Source organism: Chitinophaga cymbidii, assembly GCF_007992715.1.
GTDB classification, from domain to species: domain Bacteria; phylum Bacteroidota; class Bacteroidia; order Chitinophagales; family Chitinophagaceae; genus Chitinophaga; species Chitinophaga cymbidii.
Genome location: NZ_BKAU01000002.1, coordinates 898,216 through 919,201 on the forward strand (window position 1 = coordinate 898,216; position 20,986 = coordinate 919,201).

The following is a 20,986-nucleotide window of genomic DNA, read 5'->3' on the forward strand; positions in this document are numbered from 1 at the left end:
CCTGCGGTAATGCTAAACGTAACGGCTTTCCCCGTAGTAAAGGGAAGGGGAAGCCATTTTTACACAACCTAACACCAAAAGTATGAAAAAATTGAGACTAGCCCCGGCACCGCGGCCCGGGTCGCCTGTCATTCCACTTGTCAAGCTCCTGCTCATGATGAAATTGACTGCCATTATTATCTGTATGTGCTCCATACAATCCTTTGCCCTGTCCGGGTACGCGCAGGAAACAGTCTCGCTCAACCTGAAACAGACTTCCCTGAAGAAAGTGCTGAAGGCCATCGAGCGGCAGACTTCCATCCATTTTGTGTATAACGATGAAATGCTGCAGGGCGAAGCGCCGGTAGACGTATCGGTGAAGGACAAGGCCTGGACGGAAACGGTCAGCCAGCTGCTGAAAAACACCAGCCTTAGTTACAAGCAGGTGGATGACAACCTGGTAGTGATCACTTACGCCAGATCGGCCGTATACCAGACCGCAGTGCGCGGAAAAGTGCAGAGCAGCGCGGGGCAGCCGCTGCCGGGCGTGACCGTGCTCGAAAAAGGTACGACCAACGGCACCACCACCAATGAGGAAGGCGTTTTCTCGCTCAATGTGAAGAATGATTCGGCGGTGATCGTTTTTAAATATATCGGCTTTGCCACGCGGGAAATGGTAGCTTCCGCCGTGTCCGGCACCATTGTGCTGCAGGAGGACAACACGGCGCTGAATGAAGTAGTGGTGGTGGGATACGGCACCCAGAAAGCCGCGAACCTCACCGGCGCGGTGGGTACTGTTTCCGCCAAAACACTGGAAAGCCGGCCGCTGGTGAACCTCGCGCAGGGCCTGCAGGGCACGATGCCGGGTTTGAATATTTCGATGGGGAACGGCGCCCCAGGGCAGGGCGCTTCGTTTAACCTTCGGGGTATCACAAGCCTGAATGATGAGGGCCCCGTTTCCGGCAGCCCGCTGGTGCTGGTAGACGGTGTGGTGATGGACCCCAACCTCATCAACCCCGATGATGTGGAAAGCGTAACCGTACTGAAAGACGCCGCTTCCGCCGCTATATACGGCGGCAGGGCCGCCTTCGGCGTGATACTGATCACCACCAAAAGCGGCAAAACGGGCAAGATCAACATCAGCTATTCCGGCAACTACACCATCTCCCGCCCGACACGCCTGCCCGAATACCTCGGCGGCTCCGAATACATCAACATGTTCCGCGATGCCGTGCGCAGGGCCGGCGGCAACAGTTACAACTACACCGATCAGGATTCCATCCTCGCGGCAAAATACCAGGCAGACCCTGCCAACAATTCACCGGTGTACGTTGATCCTGACCGCCCCAGCCGCTACCGTTATGTAGGTAATACGGACTGGATCGACGTGTTGTATCCCGGTTATCAACCGCAGCAGCAACATAATATTTCATTGTCCGGCGGAGAAGGCAAGACCACCTACGCCGCCAGCCTCGGATATTTCAACCAGGAAGGTCTGCTGAAAGAAGCCGACCAGGATTACCGCCGCTACAACGCCACACTGCGGCTGATGAACAAAACAACGGACTGGCTCGACCTGAATTTCAAGGCAAGCCTGAACCGCACCACGTTGAACACGCCCAACGGCACGCAGTTCGTGGATGGAACCTCCGAAACATGGTCATTCATCCCCACCGACCTTACGCCGCTGATGCCTGTAATGCACCCGGACGGCAACTTTTCCGGCCAGGGTAATTATACGAACATGATCGCGCTGATGAAGCTGAACGGCCGCCAGAAATATGACATCAATGATATCTGGCTGACAGGCGGATTTGTGATCAAGCCGGTAAAGAACGTGCGCATCGTTACGGATTATACCTGGAACGGTTATTTCTACAACAAAACGCAGCATTATAAAGCATTCAATGAATATGGTGTGGATGGCGTGCTGCTCGGCACTTATCCCTGGACAACGCCCAGCCGTCTTTATCAGACCAACAGCAGCGACAGCTATTACGCGCTGAATGCCTACGCGGAATACGAAAATACGTTCGCCAGCAAGCACTACCTGAAAGCGATGATCGGCTATAACGAAGAGCTGAAGCAGAACAGGAGTTTCGGCGTAACGGCCCGCAACCTCATCGACCCCACCATGCCGAGCCTCGTTCCGAATAACGACAAGAACCCGCTGTTGTCCGCCTCACAGGGCGAATGGGCGGTCAGCGGCTCTTTCTTCCGTTTGAATTATATCTATGCGGATAAATACCTGCTGGAAGTGAATGGCCGGTATGATGGTACATCGCGCTTCCGCCGGGGCAACCGCTACCTGTTTGCGCCCTCCGTATCCGCGGGCTGGCGCGTTTCGCAGGAGAAATTCTTTGCGCCGCTCACGGATTATATCAATGATCTCAAGATCAGGGGATCTTACGGTACGCTCGGCAACCAGCTGACCACCACCAATTATCCCTACATTGCTACGATGCCGGTAGGGCAAAGCGGTTACGTGTTCAACGACAACCTGACCAGTCCCACGGTAAGCGCGCCTTCACTGGTGAACCCGCAGTTTACCTGGGAAAAGGTGACCACGCGGAACATCGGTATAGACGCCACTTTCCTGAAAAACAGGCTGGGACTGACGTTTGATAAATACACGAGAGAAACGAAAGACATGCTCTGGCGCTCCGCCGCATTGCCCGGCATTATCGGTGTAGACCCGCCGCAAAGCAATTCCATCGATCTGAAAACCGACGGATGGGAGCTGTCACTCACCTGGCGAGATAATCTCGCCAGCGGTTTCAGCTATAACGTGGGTTTGAATGTGGCCGACTACACGGCGAAGATCTCGAAGTATGATCTCAATCCCACCGGCATCCTGGCTGATTATTACCTGGGCAAGACGCTGAACGAAGTGTGGGGATATACTACCGCCGGATACTTCCAGTCCGCCGACGAAGTGACGAAGTCCGCTTCGCAGCGCGGTATCTGGGGCGGCGCCTGGCTGCCGGGAGATATCCGTTATGTGGATCTGAACGGTGATGGCAATATTTCTCCGGGCGATAATACCTTGTCCAACCCCGGCGACCGCCGCGTGATCGGCAACACCACGCCGCGTTACCAGTTCGGCCTGAACCTCGGTGCGGAATACAAGGGCTTTGACGCTACCATCTTCTTCCAGGGAACGGCGAAGCGCGATTACTGGCTGGGAGGCGCGTATTTCTGGGGTTTTGTAGATGAATGGTCCGTGCCCCTGAAGTACCACCTCGATACCTGGACGCCGGAGAACCCGGACGCTTATTATCCCGTGAACAAGATCGGCGCATGGTACAACCAGCAAACACAGACCAAATACAAACAGAACGCCGCCTATGCACGCCTGAAGCAGGCCACGATCGGATATTCCCTGCCGCAGTCTTTGCTGTCGAAAGCGAAGGTCAGCCGGGCGAGGGTGTATGTAACCGGACAAAACCTGTTCGTTATCACCGATCTGCACAAAGCGTTTGATCCCGAGCTGCTGGGTGTGCAAACCTATCCGTTAAGCCGCTCTTTTGCTTTTGGCTTGCAGGTAGGTTTATAATTCTGTTCATTTCAAATTCGACTATCATGAGGACGATACACGTTGTATATATATTTGCGCTGATCCTGCTGATAAGCGCCTGTAAAAAGGAAGATTTCCTGGACAGGTTCCCGCAGGACGCTATCAGCGAACCCACTTATTTTAAGAACGAGAACGACCTGAAGCTCTTTCTCAATTATTTCTATGATGCATTGCCCGTGCAGCGCGGCAACAGCGAAGGTAATTCTGACAATTTCGCACCGGGCTCCCGCGATGTATTCCTGGCCGGTGAATATGTGGTACCCGCTACAGACGATAACTGGAATTATACCGGATGGTCCAACATCCGCAATGTGAACTATTTTCTGAACCGCTACCAGCGCGCGGAAATGGACGCCACATTGAAAAGCCATTACGCTGCCGAAGCACATTTCTTCCGGGCGTTGTTCTATTGGGAAAAAGTAAAACGCTTTGGCGCCGTTCCCTGGTTATCTACTGATCTCGCGGATACCTCCACCGCCATTCTTTACGGCGCGCGTTTGCCGCACAAGCAGGTGATGGATTCCGTGCTCGTTGATCTGAATTTCGCGGTATCCAATGCGGCGGAAGCCAGCAACGCGCAATTCGCCGGCAGGATCACGGTGGATGTAGTCAATGCTTTGAAAGCCAGGATATGCCTTTGGGAAGGCACCTTCCGTAAGTATCATGCGCTGGGCGATCACGAACCCTGGCTGCGGGAAGCCGTCACCGCTTCCGACGAGCTGATCATCAGCGGGCGCTACGGCATTTACAAAACCGGCAACCCCGACAGGGACTACTACAACCTGTTCATCCAGGAAGAACTGCGCGGCAACACTGAATCGATCCTCGCCCGGAGATACATCAAGGACGTGAGCATGCACAACCTCACGCGCCAGATCTCCGACGTATGGCCCGCACTCACCAAGAACTTCGTGCGCTCCTTCCTCGATAAGAACGGCGTACCCACAGCACTCAGCCCCCTCTACCAGGGCGACGAAACGCTGGACGATGAAATGATCGACCGCGACCCCCGCTTCCGCCAGATCATCGCCACCCGCGGCTTCTCCTTCACCAACAACGCCAACGGCACCCGCGATGAAATGACCCTTCCCCGCATCCCCGGCGTGGTAACGGGTTACGCAGGCGTGAAGAACTACAGTCCCGACCCCGCGCAATGGAACGCCAATCAGTCCACGCTCGACCTGTTCATCTTCCGTTACGCCGAAACACTGCTCATCCACGCGGAAGCCAAAGCGGAACTCGGTGAAGCGGACCAGGCGGTGATCGACAAGACCATCAACAAGATCCGCGAACGGGTAGGCATGGCCGACATGGTGATCGCATCGCTGGTGAAAGACCCGGATTCCGATTTCCCCACCTTACCCGTGCTGCTGGACGAGATCCGCCGGGAAAGAAGGATAGAGCTGGTGGGCGAAGGCTTCCGGTTCGATGACCTGCTGCGCTGGAAAGCCGGCGCGCTCATCAATAATGCGGAAACCATCCTGGGCATGAAGCTCACGCCCGCGCTGCGCGCGCAGTACCCCTCCGGCCAGGTGAGCAACGTACAAGTAGACGCCAATTTTTACATCCGGGTATATCCCAACATCACCAACCGCACCTGGCACGACAAAATGTACCTCTACCCGGTGCCGATCAACGAACTGACGCTGAATCCCGCCCTGCTGCCGCAGAACATGGGATGGTAATGAACACTTAATATTTAAAACATGAAGAGAATATTCCTATATACGCTTTTCGCCGGGATCATTTCCGCCGGGGCGGCCTGTAAAAAAGATACCGCTTTCAGCAAGAATGACGCGGACGTGCGCGTCTATATGTCGCAAGCCGTGAACGGCGCTTTCCAGGACATCACGGTCAACCGCAGGGCGCCATCGCAGGAGGATTCCACATATACCTTTGATGTGAACGCCTTCTTCGCCGGCTCCGGCTATGTATCCGCGCCGCGCGACATCAACGTTACATTCGCTGTAGATTATACAAAGTGGGATTCGATCAACGACGCCCGCACCAATGCCGGACAACCGGCTTTCGAAAAGATACCCGAACACATTTTCAGCTTCGGCACTACGCAGTCCGTGATCCGCAAAGGCACCAATGTGAGCGAGGATATTTCGTTCGGTATTAATGCAAGGCTGATTGAAGAAGGACATGCCTACATGATCCCGGTGGAGATCACCGCGGCGGATGGCTATACGCTCAATGCAGCGATGGCTTACACCTATTTCGTGGTGAAGGTAACACCGCCCGTATTCGCGGAGATCGACCGCAGCAACTGGACGATTTTTGATGTGGATTCGGAAGAAGCGAGCGGCGAAGGCCCCAACAATGGCCGCGCCATCTTTGCACTCGATGGCGTATTGGGTACTTTCTGGCATACGCAGTGGGATGGGGGAGAACCGCCCCTGCCGCATCATATTGCCGTAGACATGCAAAGCGAGCACAGCCTTTCCGGCCTCTACCTGACCGCCCGCCAGAACGCGCCTAACGGTGCGCCGAAGACGGTGAACGTAGAAGTGAGCACCAACGGCACCACCTGGCAGTCCGCCGGCACCTATGAGCTGGAGGCCATCAACGCCCGGCAGCCGGTGTTCTTCGCACAGGCGTTTACCGCCCGGTATTTCCGGGTGACCGTCACCGCCACGCATGGCAATACCAATATCACTTTCTTTGCCGAGATCAGCGCATTCTGATGCATTGACGGATAAATGGAGGAAAGGGGCCGCGATTTTTGCGGCCCCTTTTTTGCTCACGCGCCGTCGCCTTCTACCCCTCAATTTCTCCCATTCAACCGAAAATCTCTTTTTATGCTGCAACTTTTTCTCACCTTAGCCGTCTATAATGTAAGGTGTGGATACAGGGGCGCCTGTTGGCTTATGGCATGCTCCCCGCTTACTGACCCTGCTTGATAAATTGGCCGCTGTTGCCGGAACACCCCTGGGCAACACCACGCGGGAAACAAAAATCAAAAACCTGGTATGAACAGATTCATCCTGTCCGGATGCCTGCTATTGTGCGCCGTAACGGCACTATTCGCACAGCAGGCGCCCAAAGGCAAAGTATTGATAAGGATCACGGATGCCGCAGGCAGCGCGCTCCCTTACGCCAGCGTAGCTGTACGCAAGGCGGTGGACAGCGCTGTGGTGAAAGGCCAGATGAGCGATGCCGGTGGTAATTGCGCTTTCGAAGGCATTCCCGAAGGTTCTTATTTTGTTCATGCCACACAACTCGGCTACGCCGAACAACGAAGCCCGGTATTCCGGATCACCGCCGCCCATCCGCAGGTGCGCCTGGAACCATTGAAGCTGACAGCCGTTTCGCGCGACCTGAAAGCAGTAGACGTAGTAGCACAAAAACCATTTATCGAAAGAAGCGAAGGCAAAACGATACTGAACGTGGAAAGCAGCGTAGCCGCCGCAGGCAATACAGCCATGGACCTACTGCGCCGCGCGCCGGGCGTTACGGTGGATAAGGACGAAAACCTCTCCATCAAAGGCAAACAGGGCGTTACCGTGATGCTGGACGGCAAGATCACTTATCTTTCCAATGAAGCGCTGGCAGAACTGCTGAAAAGCATGCCTGCCGAAACCATCTCCCAGATAGAGATCATCACCAGCCCAAGCGCCAAGTACGACGCCGCCGGCACATCCGGCATGATCAACATCAAAACAAAAAAAGGACAGCTGACAGGCTTTAACGGTACGATCAATGCCAGCACCGGAGCAGGACGATACTGGTTTTACAATACCGGCCTCAACCTCAACTGGCGCACGAAGAAGCTGAACGTATTCGGCAACCTCAACTTCGGCGACCGCCAGAGCTTCAACACCCGCCTGCTGCACAGGCGGACCGGCGGCGCCGTGCCATTGCAGTTCCGCCAGGAAGTATACCAGACCAATGACTTCCTCAACAGGTCATACAAAGCCGGCATCGACTATAACCTGACGGAAAAACAAACCGTCGGTGTGATGGTCAGCGGATACCATAACGCATTCTGGCGGAAAGCGCCAAGCGCCACAGAGATCGCCAACAAAGGCGGCAGCACCGATTCGGTCCTCCATACCGGCATCAACTCCAACAACCGTTTTTCCAATGTGTCCGTCAACCTCAATTATAAATTCAAGATAGATACCAGCGGCTCCGAGTTCACGATGGATGCAGACTACGCCCGGTTCAACAACCGCATGAGCACCGCGCTGCAGGACAGCGTGGTGGACGTGCACAGCAACGTGGTGAAGCAAAGCAACGCCCTCAGAACGCTGCCATATACCTACATCACCATCAAAAGCATCAAAGGCGATCTGGTGAAAGTACTGAACAAGTCCATGCGCCTGGAAGCGGGCGTGAAGGCCAGCTTCGTGAATACCGAAAATCACATGCAATATGATTCGCTGAAGAACGGTGTATATGTGCCCGTGCCGTCGCAGTACGATGAATTCATCTACGATGAAAACGTGCTCGCCGCTTATGCTACCTACAAACAGCAATTCAAAAAAACAGATTTCGTACTGGGACTGCGCCTGGAACAAACCATCTCGAACGCCAACTCGGTATCCCTGAAAACAAAAGTAGAACGCCGCTATCTCGATTACTTTCCCAACCTCACCGTAGACCACCGCTTCACAGACGATCACAAGCTTTCACTGGCCTACAGCAAACGCATCAACCGCCCGGGATACGGGCAGCTCAATCCTTTCCTGTTCTTTCTCGACAAATACACCTTCTTCCGCGGCAACTCCTACCTGACGCCGGAGTACACGCACAACACGGAGCTGACCTACATGCTCAAACAGAAGTTTATGGCCACGCTGGGCTACAGCCGCACCAATGATGTATACGACGAATACCTGCTGGCCGATGAAAAAACGAATGCAACGATCAGCACCAACAAGAACCTGGGCCGTCAAACCACTTATTCCATCAATTTTACCCTTCCTTTCGACGTGGTAAAATGGTGGAACACCAGTACAAACTTTTCTGTTTACTACAACCAGTACCAGATAAAAGATACCGTGCAGGACTTCTCTACGGAGCAGCTGGCCTGGAACTTCAACAGCACGAACACATTTATCCTGCCCCGCGATTATAAGCTGGAGCTGAGCGGCTGGTACGAAGCGCCGAACGTATACGGCATCTGGCGTTCCAAAGCAATGTGGAGCATGAATTTCGGTGTGCAAAAATCAATATTAAAAAAGAAGGGCACGATCAAGGTGAACGTGAACGATATTTTCGCGTCCGCGCGCTTCCAGGGCGTGGCGGAATACAATGATATTTACCTCAGCGTGAATAACCGCTGGCAGAACAGAACGGTGAACGTTTCTTTCAGTTACCGGTTCGGGAATAACAAGATAGAGGCGAAGGAAAGGAGGACGGGGAGTGAGGAGGAATCGCGGCGGGCGGGGAATTGACGGGGTGCCGTGATGGTATTTTATGCGTTCATTTTCTAAAAAAAAACAGTATATTACTGTTATCGTTGTAATATTTATATCTTTTACCCACTAGTCGTAGTTAACCGCTTTAGAACCCGTTTGCCTCATTTTTTTTAACCCAAAATCTAATACCATGAAAACATTATCCAAAGTACCCGTATTCGTCCTGGTTGCAATGGCAGGACTTGTAAGCACTTTTACAGCATGTAAGAAGAGTAATAGTTCTGAACCTCCGATAGCATCATCCCCGGACCAAAGTTGTGGTTGTGAAAATGAAATAGCATACAAAGATATACCTGGTGAAGTAGTATCCTTTACCAATAAAATGAAGAATGTTACATTTGAGTTGATCAAAAAAGGAGATAAGTATATTCTGGGAGGAGACATTATTTTGACAGCAGAACAGGTGGCCCGTTTGAAAGGCGAAACTGATCCTGGTGGAAGAACTGGAGTAAACTCAATCGCTCAACTTTGGCCGGATAGAACGGTTTTTTTTACAATAAATCCAGGACTGGCTAATCAGTCAAGGGTTACTGATGCGATTGCTCATTGGGAGAGTGTGACCAATCTCCAGTTTGTGCAAAGGACAACTCAAGCGAATTTTATCGAATTTGTCACCGGTACTGGATGTTTCTCCAACTATGGTATGACAGGAGGAAGGCAGGAGATAAATTTGCATCCAAATTGCACCATGGGGAATGTTATTCATGAAATAGGACATGCCATCGGATTCTATCATGAACATATGAGAAAGGATAGGGATAGCTATATCACAGTGCATTATAACAATATACAGCCTAGCAGCGTAACTAATTTCTATAAGTATACTGAACTTGGGCTTGGAGGATTTGAAATAGGGACACTGGACTTTGGTTCTGTAATGATGTATGGGTCTGATTTTTTTCAAACTGCCCCGGGATTATGGACGATCACAAGATTGGATGGAAGCACATTCAATGCACAAAGAGTCGGATTGTCTCCCGGAGATATACAAACCTATAACAACATGTACAACCGGCCGTTTATGCGTCTGGAGACTTCGAACTATCAATATCAGATACCGATACAAAATGGCTGGCGGGATTCTTATGATGTACATATCAGGGCTTACGCGAATGCCGCGATGACTATACCGGCCACCCTGACCATACCAATTATCTTTAAGGTCTCAATGGATTGGTATCGAACGGGGATACCGCCATATTCGACTATCACGGAAATAACGATGCAGCCGGGACAGGATGAATATTTTTGCGGTACCGCATTTAGTGAAGCGACATTTGAAGGAGGCCAGATTTCCGAGAGCAATGTAATATTCGGGTTTAACCCGCTTGTATACTAAAATAAGCTGAACTGTCCGTTAGGTAAAAGAAGGAGGGGCCGGCAAAGTATAATTTTACGTTTACCGGCCCCTCTTAGTAACATTTCGGTTTATTCAATCACTCATATCCGCTATTTTGCTGACCGGCAAGGCCGGCGTTCACATCTATCTCTCTTTGCGGAATGGGCAATATTGTAAAATCATCTCCGGGATTAGATATGGGAGCGGTTGGCCCTGTCGTGCGAAGCGGCTTCCCATTCCGCAACAGGTCCATTCTTCGATGACCTTCAAAGCAAAGCTCTTTTCGGCGTTCGTTCAGAATAGCATCGATGAAGGCCTGCTTGGTAAGGAAAGTGGCAAGTGTCCAGTTCCCTAATCCCGCTCTTCCTCTGAGCTCGTTCATCAGGTTAATTGATGTTATATTAATACCATCGCGTTGAGCCAACGCTTCCGCCCTGTTGAGGTACATTTCTGTAACACGGATCATGGGCGCATTGTCTGCATTGGTTGAAGCGTCCGGGTACTTGGTTGTGAACCTGCGTTGGACACCACCAACTGAACTTCCCATTGTGCTAAGAAGGAAACGTTTATCATCCGGTTCTTCTTCAAATGCCGCGATCAGGCTTGCGGAAAATGGACAGTCGCCCCGGCCACTTGTTTCGGTCGGGTTGTAATAACTGGCCCATCCACCGGCACTGGTGGCGCCGTTGTCGGTAGGGGTGTTCTGAATAGTGAAAACATCCTCTGCTGTATTACCATCATAGAAACCGTAGTTCGGTGCCAGGTCATACAATGCTGTATTGGAAAGCACATCATCTGCATAATCTGCGGCCTGGGTCCACTCTCCCCTGTAAAGATGGAAACGGGAAAGTAAGGCGTTAGCGGCGCCTTTAGTCGCGCGTCCCCTGGTGAATGCAGCGTTAGGGTTGAAATCATTCAGCAAATCAGGAAGCGCTTCTTCGAGGTCTTTCTGAATCTGCGCATGTACGGCCAGAACTGTTGATCTGCCGGGATATTCTATATCTCCATTGAAATCGGCAGTAATAAGCGGTACACCGGGGTTGCTGCCTTGGGAGATCTGCCAGGGGTGTGCAAACAGGTTAACTATCTGGAAGTAGACATATGCCCGTAGAAACTTGGCTTCGGCAATATACTGTGCTTTTTCCTGGTCTGAGAAAGTCGGATCATTCACTTCAGGTACACGTGCGATTACTTTATTGGTAGCGAGGATCACTTCATAGCTGTACCGCCAGATATCCCTTGAACTGGAGTTGTCAGAGGTACCTTCATAGAGGTAGTATTGCTGTAAAGTAGGGAACGTTCCACGGAATTCAACGTTGTCGGCCATATAATCCTCCAGAATTTGAGGAAGCGATCCGAATATTTCAACCAGTTGACAACGGCTGTAAACTCCCAGCAATGCACTAAGGGTTGTAGACTTGCTTGAGAATGTTTCTTCTTCGGTTAATGATTGCTCCGGCTGAAGGTCCAGCCTGCTCTTACATCCGGTACTTATGGCAAAGAGCAGGAAAAGTATTGTTAGTATTCTATATGTTGCATTCATAAAAGTCTGATTTATGGGTCTTAAAAAGTAAGGTTGACGCCTACTGTTATTGTTTTCGGCTGCGGTAATGCAAAGAAGGATTCGCCAACCACCTGGTTGCTGCCGCCATTGGCAGAAACTTCAGGATCTGCTCCTCTGAAATCCTTGTTCTTGATTGTCCAGATATTTTGTGCTAGCGCATATATTCTCGCGTTGGACAAGAGTTTTGTGCGAGACATCAGGTCTTTGGGCAGGCTATAGCCGAGTGTAAGCATTTTCAGGCGGAGGTAAGAACCATCCTGCAGCTGTAAGGTGGACAGGTTGGAGAACCTGCTGGTGGTTGGGCTGGATAAGGAAGGGGCATAGGCCTTGTCGCCTGGTTTTTTCCAATAGTCCAGCAAATCTGTGCTTTTGTTCAAGCCGCTGGCGGGGTTCATGTTTCCGGTAAATCTTAAACCATCGATCAGTACCTTATTTCCATACATGAAGTTAAAATTAACCCCAAGGTCAAAGCCTTTATACGTAACAGTATTATTGAAACCTCCATAAAATTTCGGATCTGCATTACCTGCAATCACCCGGTCCGCATTACCCGGAGTAGTAGTTGGCTTACCATCTTTGGTTAACCATTCAGCATCACCTGTTTCCGGATTAATGCCATGAAAGCGATAGAGGTAGAAGCTGTTCAGGGAGTGACCAAGAATGGCTCTTTGGGCGTTGGTGGCCTGTATTATCGATCTACCATCTTCGTCCTTGCTGTCATCCGGCAATGCAAGCATTTTATTCTTTACAAAGCTGATATTAATGCTCGTGTTCCATTCAAAATCTCTTGCACGGATATTAGTGGTGTTCAACCCAATTTCAATACCCCTGTTCTCCATTTTGCCCACGTTCTTTCTTACGATATCAAAACCTGTTGTATAAGGCATTGGAATGCTGACCAGCAGGCCGGGAGCTCGTGTTCTTTTCTGATAAAAGTTAACGTCCAGTTTGATCCTGTTGTCAATAACAACGGTAGATAAACCGATATCAAATTGGGCAGTCTCTTCCCATGTCAGGGCAGGGTTTGGAGTTTGAATCGGCCTCAAACCAGAAGACCCACCATAGTCAGCTTCCGTACCTCCCTGATAAAGACCCGGGTAAGGGAAGTTGGTTACATCGTTATTACCGGAAGTACCATAGCTGGCAGTCAGCTTGAGGAAGTCGAGCCATGAAGCGCTTTGAAGGAATTCTTCTTCTGTCAATATCCAGCCACCGGATACAGCCCAGAAGCTGCCATATCGCTTCGATGCATCAAATCTGGAAGATCCGTCGCTTCTGAAAGTACCTTCCAACAGATACTTATCGCGAAAACGGTAGTTAGCACGGAAAATATAGGATTCCAGGGCCCATTCGGTGCCTTCGGAAGTAGTGGTAAGAGGAGTGGATGCTGATATCACGTTGATCAGCTTGTCACTGGCAAAGCCTGCTCCTTCAACGGTGATATCCTCAAACCTGGACGTTTCAAAGCTATGGGCCGCAAACAACCCGATCGAGTGTGTATTATTAAACGATTTGTCGTAGTTAAGGGAGTTTGTGGTCATCCATTTGAAATCCTGGATGATAAATCTGGAGCCGATTCCTCCGGGCGTAAACAGATCTACTTCCCGGTATTTTTCTTCAGTCTGTATCCGATCAATACCCCAATCTGTTTTGAACTTCAGATTGTCGATCAGCCTGAATTCTGCATATGCGTTACCAGTAGAACGGCTCGAATAAAACTTATTGGTGTTGAGCGCTTCCAAACCCAGTACGTTCTGCGGAAAACCTGTATTTACATATTTTCCTTCATCATCAAATGGCTGGATGAAGGGGAGGAAGAGGAAGGCGGATGTTAGAGGTGCATAAGTACTGTTCTCTGCACCAATCCTGTCCATATCCACATATGAAGTACTGAAATTAACACCAAATTTTACTCTTGAACTGATATTATGTTCGAGGTTCAACCTGCCGGATAACTTTTTGAGATCATTACCAACCGTAAAGCCGGTTTCTTTCGCGTAATTTCCACCAAAGTAGAATTTGGTCTTTTCATTACCTCCTGCCGCAGAAATCGAGTAATTGTTAACGCGCCCGGTCCTTGATACACCCTCTACCCAATCAAACTCGCCATCAGGGAACGTTTCCGGCTGCAATCCTTTTGCTTCATTATATTCATTAACATAATTTTTGAACTGCTCGGCATCCATCATGTCTATTAATCCCGTTGGCTTTGACCAGCCGGTAAAATAGTCAAAATTAACCCGTGTCTTTTGTCCTGCTGCGCCTTTCTTTGTAGTGATCAGCACTACGCCATTAGCCCCCCTTGAACCATAGATTGCCACGGCCGCGGCATCTTTCAGCACAGTCATGTTTTCAATATCATTAGGATTGATGTTAAGCAGCGGGTTTAAACGGGCAGATCCCCCTTGTCCGGTGGAGTAAGCACCTTCATTCATAGGCACGCCATCTATCACAAAAAGTGGCTGACCACCTGCAGTGATCGAAGAAGCCCCGCGTACTCTGATCTGCGCAGCACTACCGAGCAAACCGGAGGAATTGGTCATCTGCACACCAGCAGCCTGCCCCTGTAACAATTGTTGCGGGGAGATCGCCGGCACGTTCTTGATATTTTCCTCACCAACGACGGATACGTTCTGCGTTTTATACCGCTGCGTCTGCTCACCATAACCCACTACCACCACTTCAGACAATTTTGCCTCATCAATAGCCAGGCTGATATCAATACTGCTCCGCTGTCCAACGGTTTCCTCTATCGTAACATAACCGAGGAAAGAAAAGATAAGCACTGCGTCATTCGGCGCAGTCAATGCATAGACTCCGTTTTCACCGGAAACGGTACCTGTAGAAGTACCTTTGATCTGGATGGTCACTCCGGCAAGTGGCTCGCCGGTGCCGGCTTCGGTGACGCGACCCGTAATTCTTCGGCTTTGGGCATAGGTGATCGTAGTGCAGATTGCAACGAGCAGCCCGATAAGTAAAGCTTTTTTCATAATCGATATTGGGTTTAATTTAAAATCTCCGCTCCTGTACCACAGGAGCCGGGAAAGATCTTGGTTATAAGAATGGGATGTCTACATCATGTTATTAATGAAAAGGATCTGAAGTAACGGGTTGTGTTGTGGTACGCGGGATAACGGAACATTTAATACTAATACCCTGAATCATAAGCTAACGTGCCGTGGTTTAGAGGCTGCCTCAACAACTCACAGGTATACAGGCATTAGTAGCAATGCGTTCATAAGCATTCACTTCATCGATTAGATTTTGTTTTTCATTTCAGGTCCAACACAACAAAAATTGACGTTTACTTAAATCTGGTGAAATTGGTATTTGTTATAGATTTTGGTTTATACGGGTAATTTATTTGTATACAAATTACGAAAATTTATTAAAACCATCAAAAGGCAGCAGAATTATCGGGGCATTAACAAACATGAAAAAAAGAGCCATCCACCTCCCTAAAATAAGCCGGTATTGAGATTATTCAGGCTTCCATGTAAAGCTATTTCAGGATTATCCCTGCAAACCCTCTCCCATAGCGGTCTCTGTGGGATAACCCATATATAAGCCATATATAACCCTTATGCAACTCATAAATAAGACATCCCAATAAAATACGGCTTATCTATAGCTTACCTATGTTTTACCTCTTATTTGACGAAGGTTTATCCAGCCTGGATCGCTATCCAAGGGCCATATCCACTATATAAAAAGGCCGGCCCCCCTGTCAAAGGAGGGCCGGCCAAAAAGGTAAATTTCAGAAGACTTTTAAGACATTCCACCCATATAAGGATCCGTAAAGCTCTCTTTCCCAGTTTCCACGCGCCCGGCGAACCGTTGCTCAAAACCCGCAGCGCCGTTCACCTGTAGGCTCAGATCATACCAGCCGAAGCTTTTACCCACCGGCAGCACCACTTCTTCCTGCTGCCCGGCGGCCAGGGTGCGGGAAACGGACCGCTGACCATAGGCGTTGTCTTTTATAGTGAGCGACAACGGTGTGTTTCCCTTGTTAACCAGCCGGAGCCGCAGACTGGCTGCGGAGCGGTCTGCCGCGTATTCACAGCGTACGTCCAGCGCGGGATCTTTACTGTTCCCTTTGAACTCGCGGTAGAAGCCATTGGGGCCATGTAACCGGAGATGGTAACCGCCATTTTCAAATGCTTTGCCGGGCCAGGTGTAGCTCAGCTCATCGCCGGCTATCACGGCGAAAGACCAGTTCCTGCAGATCTCCGTTTTGCCCTTTTCAGCAAACTTGCCGGGAGCGTACACTGTAAACGGTGAACCGGCGGACCTTTTGCCGAACACCTTGTTGCCGGCGGCCATCCGGATGCGGAAGCTCTTTTGCGCCGCGTCCCAGTGGCCATCCGCGTATAGCTCGTAAGGCAACGCGGGAGAAGGACGTATGCCTTTTTCCTGGTGGCCGGTGATGCCTTCGGCCGTTGCGCGGGCGATGTCTTGCGCGGATAATTTCTTGAAGCCGGAGGGCGCTTCCTTGAACTTTGCATTATAAATATCCTTCACGAACTGCTCTCTTTCGAGGAAGGGAAGGGCTTTCGGGCGGGCGCCGTCAAACGGGCTGAACGCGGATGTGAGATCGCCGCTGATGGTGCGGCGCCATGCGCTGATGTTTTCCAGGTGGATGTTCTTCCCGAATTTCTGGTTGACAAAAGTTTCGAGGAACTGAAGAGTGGACGTATGTTCAAATACCTGCGAGCATACTTTACCGCCACGGCTCCAGGGTGATGCAATGAGCATCGGCACACGGAATCCCAGCCCGACCGGCGCTTCCCGCGCCTGCTTGCGCGTTACGCCCTGCTTCAGTTCGTGTGCCAGCCGCACATGTTCCACTTCCGTTTCGATGCCCGCGGAGCATTTGCCGGTTCCCGGCTTGTTGTTGTCCGGAATAGAGAAGGGTGGTATGTGATCGTAATATCCGTCGTTCTCATCGTAAGTGACGATGAAGATGGTCTTCTTCCATACTTCCGGATTTTTGGTGAGGATGTCCAGCACCTCGGAAACATACCATGCGCCGTACCAGGGCGCGCTGGGGTGATCGGAAAAATTTTGCGGGCCGGCCAGCCAGGAAACGGTGGGCAGCTTGCCTTCGTTCACATCTTTCCTGAACTGGAATAATATATCTCCTTCCGGAATGGTCACCTCGCGTTGCTGACCACCGTCCTCGTACTTCAACTGTGTAACGGAGCGGTAGGAAGGATCGCCGGAGTTGACGGTGAAGGCGCGGTGGTGGAGGCTTTTTTCTTTATCTGACAGCCGGTTGAACTGTTCTTTATTCCATTTTTTTAGTTCGGCCTGCGCGTTGTCCAGCACCTCCTGTTTTTTTGTGATGGCGGCTTTTATCTTTTTGGCGGCATCGTCGGAAGAAGGGCTTTCTTCCTGGAGCTTGTTGATCTCGTCCGGCAATGTATCCACCAGCTTTTGCAGGCTTTGTACGTACTTGGGTGTGAATTTCACATTGTAGGGCGCGAAAAATTCCAGCAGGTTGCAGCCGAAGTTGGCCAGCCATGATCTTTCTTCGCCTTTGAAACCGCCGCCGCAGCTGATCTCGTTCTGATAGAATTTCCAGGCGATGCCGTTCTGTTCCAGCAGTTCGGGGAAGGTGCCCCAGTCCAGCTTGCCGTAGCTGAAATCGCTATTACGGATATTGGCCTTTGGCGTGCCGTCTTCTTCGTTCACGATCCTTCCCGTCCAGAAAAAGGAACGGTTCGGCGTGGTGCTGGTCATGGCCGAGCAGAAGTTCTGATCGCATACGGTGAAAGCGTCCGCCATTGCGTAGTTAAAGGGCAGGTCCTCGCGGCTGTAATACCCCAGCGTCAGCGGCATGGCGGCGTATTGCTTGTTGCCGGACCGTTTGGCGATCAGCCACTGGTCGTATTTGCCTTCGTTATTTGCATCTACCTGGCTGGCGCGGGAGTGTGGCAGCGAGCCCATCCAGGTGACCTTGGTGTCTTTGATGTCCAGCCGGAAAGGCGCGTAAGTTTCGCCGCGTTCGTTGGTTTGCAGCCAGACCGGTTTTTGGTCCGGCAGCGACACGGCCCTGGGATCGTTGAACCCGCGGACGCCCTGCAGGGTACCGAAGCAATGATCGAAAGAACGGTTCTCCTGCATGAGGATCACTACGTGTTCTGCATCGAGGAAAGTGGTACCGGGTTGCGGGTCGATGGCCAGCGCACGCTGGATCGATGCGGGGATAATAGTAGAGAAGCCGGCAGCGCCGGAAAGTAGCATGGATTTCCGGAGGAAATCACGTCTTGAGTCCATCATAACGAATAGTGCTTATCAGATTATCCAGCCAAAATAATAAAATATGCATGCGGTGGGAGAAAAAAATGACGGCTGGTAAGAACGCTTAAAGTTCGTATTTTGACCATTCCCATCCCTTACCTTTACCACAAAAAAAATGATCACCAGAGAACAAGCCCTGCAATTTGCAGCTGAATGGGTCAGCGCATGGAATGACCACGACCTTGAAAAGGTACTTGCCCATTACACCGAAGATTTTGAAATGAGCAGTCCCGTGATGATGCAGATGGGATTGAGCGCCACCGGCACCCTGAAAGGGAAAGACAAGGTCAGGGATTACTGGCAGCAAGCCATGAAAAAATACCCCGATCTGCATTTCGGATTGATAGAAGTACTTTCCTGCGTGGATACTGTTATCATCTACTACACCAGCATCGCCGGAAAGAAAGCGGCGGAGCTGTTCTTCTTCAATGAAAACGGAAAAGTTTACCAGGCGATGGGGCACTATAACTGATGTTTTTGCAGGATTGAGCACCGAAATGTGCATTTTTTTGCGGTTTTCTCAAAAATATTGCTGTAAATTGGAGAACCAAAATCTGCAGTAATGTTGAAAAAGGAGCGGCAATCATTTATCCTGCGACAGGTAAATTTGCATAACAAAGTATTATCGGTAGACCTGAGCCAGCAAATGGACGTATCGGAAGATACCATCCGCCGCGACCTGAACGAAATGGCGGAGCAGGGCAAGCTGATCAAAGTACATGGAGGGGCGCTCTCCCGGTCCTTCCATCTTTCCATCGCATCAGACAACGTATATGCGCTGAACAGCAAAAAGCATATTGCCATGAAAGCATGCCGTCTTATTAAGGACGGCATGTTCGTGCTTACGACCGGCGGCACTACGATCATTGAGCTCGCCAAAGCGCTGCCACCCGAATTATCCGCCACGTTTATCACCGTCAGCTTACCGGCTGCGTATGAATACATTCACCATCCGAACATTGAAGTGATCTTTCTTGGCGACCGGATTTCCCGCAGCTCGCAGATCTCCGTTGGCGGCAGCGTAGTGTCGAGGATCAAGGGGATCAAGGCCGATCTTTGCTTTTTGGGAACGAATGCCATCGATCTGCAGCATGGCATTACCGATAATGACTGGGAGGTAGTGGAAGTGAAAAAAGCCATGATAGAATCTTCCGACCAGGTGGTTTCACTCGCTATCACGGAAAAGCTGAACACCGCGCAAAGGATCAAGGTCTGCGATATTACCCGCATCAGCACGCTGGTCACCGAGCTGGACCCGGACGATCTCCTGCTGAAGCCCTACCAGGAAACGGGTATCGGAATTTTATAACGGAATAATTCATCAACAACATACAAGCATGTCTCCTGTCATCTTATTTTCCCTGGTTATTGCTTATTTTCTGCTGTTGCTCGGCGTAGCCTGGTTTACTTCCCGCAATGCGAACAATGAATCGTTCTTCATCGGTAACCGCGGCTCCAACTGGATGCTGGTGGCCTTCGGCATGATCGGCACTTCCCTGAGCGGCGTTACCTTCGTGAGTGTGCCCGGTACGGTGGGTATTGAAGCCTTCAGCTACTTCCAGATCGTGATCGGCAACCTGATCGGTTACGGCGTAGTGGCGTTCGTGTTATTACCCGTTTATTACAAACTGCAGCTTACATCCATCTACAACTACCTGCAAGGCCGGCTCGGCTTTTTATCGTACAAGACCGGCGCATCGTTCTTTATCCTTTCCCGCATACTGGGTGCTACGGCGCGGCTGTACCTGGTCGTGAATGTACTGCACCTCACTATTCTGAAGGATTTCGGCCTGCCGTTCTGGGTGGGCGCATTTGTGATCCTGCTGATGATCCTGCTGTACACGTTTGAAGGAGGGGTAAAAACGATCGTGTGGACGGACACGTTGCAGACCGGCTGCATGCTGATCGGTCTTGTTGTATGCGTGGTATACATCCTCAACGACCTGAACCTCGGCCTGTCCGAAGGCGTGAAAGCGCTGGGAGATAAAGGATATTCCAACATCTTCGTCACCGATCCTTCCAGCCGGTATTTCTTCGTGAAACAGATCGTGGCCGGCGCGTTTATCTCTATTACGATGACGGGCATGGACCAGGAAATGATGCAAAAGAACATCAGCGTGCGCACCCTGAAAGATTCACAGAAGAACATGATGACCTTTGCTGTGATCTTTATGCTGGTGGTGCTGCTGTTCCTGTTCCTGGGCGGCCTGTTGCACCTGTTTGCGGAAAGCAAAGGCATTGCGGCGCGCGGCGATGCGCTGTTCCCGACCATCGCGCTGGAATACATGCCGGGCGCGGTGTCCATCATCTTCATCATCGCGTTGATCTCCGCCCTGTTCCCCAGTGCGGACGGCGCCATCACTGCACTCACCGCCTCCTTCTGCATAGACATCCTGGGCATACAACGCAACGCCGGGCTGGACGATCACCGGCGTAAACGCATCCGCCAGGTGGTACACCTCGTTTTTGCCGCGCTTTTCCTCCTCTTCGTAATGGCCTTCAAATGGATGAACAATCCAAGCATGATCGGCCTTATCCTGAAGATCGCGGGATACACCTACGGGCCGCTGCTGGGGCTGTTTGCTTTCGGCATTCTCACGAAGAGAATTGTGAATGACAAGCTGGTGCCTATTGTGGTGGTAGTAGCGCCGCTTCTTTGTTTCCTGGTAGACTATTATCAGCAGTATATTTTCGGTGAATTTCAGATAGGACTGGAGTTGCTCTTTCTGAACGGACTGTTTACTTTCCTCGGCTTGTGGATCATTTCCGGGAAAGGCAAACCGTCCTGAAAATTT

The 20,986-nt window shown here is 50.9% G+C and carries 11 protein-coding genes; 8 read left to right on the plus strand and 3 right to left on the minus strand.

Features of this window, described 5'->3' with window-relative positions; genetic code table 11:
- The first annotated feature begins 154 nt into the window (after positions 1 to 154).
- From CCY01nite_RS14815 to CCY01nite_RS14835, 5 genes are all read left to right on the plus strand, one after another.
- Positions 155 to 3,535 (plus strand): TonB-dependent receptor, encoded by a 3,381-nt coding sequence (locus CCY01nite_RS14815; protein ID WP_186831067.1) that lies wholly within the window; start codon positions 155 to 157, stop codon positions 3,533 to 3,535.
- Positions 3,536 to 3,561: 26 nt separating this feature from the next.
- The gene (locus tag CCY01nite_RS14820; protein ID WP_146863105.1) at positions 3,562 to 5,241 is read left to right on the plus strand and encodes a RagB/SusD family nutrient uptake outer membrane protein; all 1,680 of its coding nucleotides are present in this window, start codon (positions 3,562 to 3,564) and stop codon (positions 5,239 to 5,241) included.
- A gap of 21 nt (positions 5,242 to 5,262) precedes the next feature.
- A complete protein-coding gene (locus tag CCY01nite_RS14825; RefSeq protein WP_146863108.1) occupies positions 5,263 to 6,246 on the plus strand; it encodes a discoidin domain-containing protein in 984 nt (327 codons plus the stop codon).
- Between the two features lie 285 nt (positions 6,247 to 6,531).
- Positions 6,532 to 8,961, plus strand: coding sequence for an outer membrane beta-barrel protein (locus CCY01nite_RS14830; RefSeq protein WP_146863111.1), 2,430 nt, complete (start codon positions 6,532 to 6,534; stop codon positions 8,959 to 8,961).
- A 154-nt stretch (positions 8,962 to 9,115) separates the two neighbouring features.
- Positions 9,116 to 10,324, plus strand: a complete 1,209-nt coding sequence (locus tag CCY01nite_RS14835; RefSeq protein ID WP_146863114.1) for a M12 family metallopeptidase — start codon at positions 9,116 to 9,118, stop codon at positions 10,322 to 10,324.
- A 97-nt stretch (positions 10,325 to 10,421) separates the two neighbouring features.
- Here CCY01nite_RS14835 and CCY01nite_RS14840 read toward each other — a convergent pair whose 3' ends face one another.
- The 3 genes from CCY01nite_RS14840 to CCY01nite_RS14850 all read right to left on the minus strand — a co-directional run bounded on the left by CCY01nite_RS14840 (position 10,422) and on the right by CCY01nite_RS14850 (position 18,170).
- Positions 10,422 to 11,867 carry a RagB/SusD family nutrient uptake outer membrane protein gene (locus CCY01nite_RS14840; protein ID WP_146863117.1) on the minus strand — a complete coding sequence of 482 codons (1,446 nt, stop codon included), beginning with the start codon at positions 11,865 to 11,867 and terminating at the stop codon, positions 10,422 to 10,424.
- 20 nt (positions 11,868 to 11,887) lie between these two features.
- Positions 11,888 to 14,878 (minus strand): SusC/RagA family TonB-linked outer membrane protein, encoded by a 2,991-nt coding sequence (locus CCY01nite_RS14845; protein WP_146863120.1) that lies wholly within the window; start codon positions 14,876 to 14,878, stop codon positions 11,888 to 11,890.
- A gap of 778 nt (positions 14,879 to 15,656) precedes the next feature.
- Positions 15,657 to 18,170 (minus strand): phosphocholine-specific phospholipase C, encoded by a 2,514-nt coding sequence (locus CCY01nite_RS14850; RefSeq protein ID WP_307726082.1) that lies wholly within the window; start codon positions 18,168 to 18,170, stop codon positions 15,657 to 15,659.
- A 136-nt stretch (positions 18,171 to 18,306) separates the two neighbouring features.
- Here CCY01nite_RS14850 and CCY01nite_RS14855 point away from each other — a divergent pair, with 136 nt between their 5' ends.
- The 3 genes from CCY01nite_RS14855 (at position 18,307) to CCY01nite_RS14865 (ending at position 20,980) form a co-directional block, all read left to right on the plus strand.
- Positions 18,307 to 18,663 carry a nuclear transport factor 2 family protein gene (locus tag CCY01nite_RS14855; protein WP_146863123.1) on the plus strand — a complete coding sequence of 119 codons (357 nt, stop codon included), beginning with the start codon at positions 18,307 to 18,309 and terminating at the stop codon, positions 18,661 to 18,663.
- Between the two features lie 90 nt (positions 18,664 to 18,753).
- Positions 18,754 to 19,500, plus strand: coding sequence for a DeoR/GlpR family DNA-binding transcription regulator (locus tag CCY01nite_RS14860; protein ID WP_146863126.1), 747 nt, complete (start codon positions 18,754 to 18,756; stop codon positions 19,498 to 19,500).
- Positions 19,501 to 19,528: 28 nt separating this feature from the next.
- Positions 19,529 to 20,980 (plus strand): sodium:solute symporter, encoded by a 1,452-nt coding sequence (locus CCY01nite_RS14865; RefSeq protein WP_146863129.1) that lies wholly within the window; start codon positions 19,529 to 19,531, stop codon positions 20,978 to 20,980.
- Positions 20,981 to 20,986: the final 6 nt, after the last annotated feature.

Coding starts and splice junctions, on each gene's coding strand:
- CCY01nite_RS14815 (WP_186831067.1), top strand. CDS start 155: ATGATGAAATTGACTGCCATTATTATCTGTATGTGCTCCATACAATCC.
- CCY01nite_RS14820 (WP_146863105.1), top strand. CDS start 3,562: ATGAGGACGATACACGTTGTATATATATTTGCGCTGATCCTGCTGATA.
- CCY01nite_RS14825 (WP_146863108.1), top strand. CDS start 5,263: ATGAAGAGAATATTCCTATATACGCTTTTCGCCGGGATCATTTCCGCC.
- CCY01nite_RS14830 (WP_146863111.1), top strand. CDS start 6,532: ATGAACAGATTCATCCTGTCCGGATGCCTGCTATTGTGCGCCGTAACG.
- CCY01nite_RS14835 (WP_146863114.1), top strand. CDS start 9,116: ATGAAAACATTATCCAAAGTACCCGTATTCGTCCTGGTTGCAATGGCA.
- CCY01nite_RS14840 (WP_146863117.1), bottom strand. CDS start 11,867: ATGAATGCAACATATAGAATACTAACAATACTTTTCCTGCTCTTTGCC.
- CCY01nite_RS14845 (WP_146863120.1), bottom strand. CDS start 14,878: ATGAAAAAAGCTTTACTTATCGGGCTGCTCGTTGCAATCTGCACTACG.
- CCY01nite_RS14850 (WP_307726082.1), bottom strand. CDS start 18,170: ATGATGGACTCAAGACGTGATTTCCTCCGGAAATCCATGCTACTTTCC.
- CCY01nite_RS14855 (WP_146863123.1), top strand. CDS start 18,307: ATGATCACCAGAGAACAAGCCCTGCAATTTGCAGCTGAATGGGTCAGC.
- CCY01nite_RS14860 (WP_146863126.1), top strand. CDS start 18,754: ATGTTGAAAAAGGAGCGGCAATCATTTATCCTGCGACAGGTAAATTTG.
- CCY01nite_RS14865 (WP_146863129.1), top strand. CDS start 19,529: ATGTCTCCTGTCATCTTATTTTCCCTGGTTATTGCTTATTTTCTGCTG.